This is a genomic window from Mycolicibacterium sp. lyk4-40-TYG-92 (assembly GCF_030209435.1).
Classification (GTDB): domain Bacteria; phylum Actinomycetota; class Actinomycetes; order Mycobacteriales; family Mycobacteriaceae; genus Mycobacterium.
Genome location: NZ_JARVRX010000015.1, coordinates 1 through 1426, shown reverse-complemented (window position 1 = coordinate 1426; position 1426 = coordinate 1). Strand labels below are relative to the sequence as shown.

1 protein-coding gene is annotated in these 1426 nt (G+C 64.9%); it reads right to left on the bottom strand.

Features of this window, described 5'->3' with window-relative positions; genetic code table 11:
* Positions 1-60: 60 nt before the first annotated feature.
* Positions 61-1332, bottom strand: coding sequence for an integrase core domain-containing protein (locus QRN63_RS21975; protein WP_502888173.1), 1272 nt, complete (start codon positions 1330-1332; stop codon positions 61-63).
* Positions 1333-1426: the final 94 nt, after the last annotated feature.

The window sequence follows — 1426 nt, the reverse complement described above, 5'->3', positions numbered from 1 at the left end:
TGTGATGTATCAGGACTTCGGTGACAGTTCTGCATCAGGACATCGGTGACAGTTGGTGTGTCAGGACTTCGGTGACAGTTCGTCTGGTTTGGGGTGTGAGCCGCGGGGTTTTCCGTTGCCGACGTAGGTCACGCCGGGGGCTGGCCGGGTGTGCTCGATGAGGATTTCGCCGTCGAGGTCGGCGACGATGATTTTGTCGCCGTTGGTGGCGACCAAGACCTCGTGGAGGCCGTGTCGGCCACCGACTTTGTAGATCACCCCGGCGAGCATGAACGTGCCTGCGGTGGTCAGCGTCCTGACGTGGGCGCCGGCGGGTAGCTCTGGTGCGGGCTGGAGCTGTTTGACTGCGGCCTGAATGAGCAGGGGCGGGTCGGGCGCGGGGCGGGGTGCCTCGGCCTTGGGGGTTGCTTCCCACGCGGTCCTCGGGGTGATGCGCCCGGGAAGCCCTTGGTGGGGCCGTTCGGTGTTGTAGATGTGGTCAAACGCGTCGACCTGGGCCTGTAACGCGGCCAGCGATTCGGCGAGGGGCTGTTTGTCCAGGTAGCGGAACAAGGTCTGGTGGAAGCGTTCGTTCTTACCCTGGGTGGTCGGCTTGTACGGCTTACCGGTGATCGCCTCCACGCCCAGGGCCCCAACATGATTGACGAATTTGCCGACCAATCCGCGGCGCGAAGGATTGAGCGCCAATCCGTTGTCCGAGAGCAGTCGTTGGGGCACGCCATGGGCTGCGACGGCCTTGTCAAACACAGCGATCGCCGCCTCGGCGGTTTCGCTGCCGGCCACGTGCGAGGCGACCGCGTAGCGCGAGTGATCATCGATGAGCTGGAAGATCACACACTTTCGCCCGCCGGCCAGGACGTACTCGGTGGCGTCGAGTTGCCAGCACGCGTTCGGGGCCGGATAGACGAACCGCCGCCACGCCGAGCGCGGCTTTTTCTTCGGCTCCCGACGCGCCACACCCGCCTCGCGGAAGATCCGTGCCAGCGACGCCGTGGACGGGACCTGCGCTAATCCCATCGCGCGCATCTTCTCGTGCACGCTGACCGGCCCGCAGTCCAGTCCGGACTGCTCCAGTGCGGCACGAACCGCCACGGCCTGTTCCTTGACCTCATCGCTCAACGCCGATGGGCTCGACTTCGGCCGTCGGGTACGGGGCTCGAGCACCGCCGCCGGCCCGTCAGCCAACGCGCGGTTACGCAACGCATAGAACGACTTCCGCGAGATTCCATGCTCGGCACAGAACGTCGAGACCGCCCCACGGGGCGCGTCATCAGGCCACTGCGCGATCGCCAGACGGACACGAGGATCGATCGGTTCATAAACAGCCACCACCGGAGCCTGCGAGCCCAAGTGTCACCACCAAGACCACCGGAACTGTCACCGATGTCCTGATGCAGAACTGTCACCTATGTCCTGCGACATGACA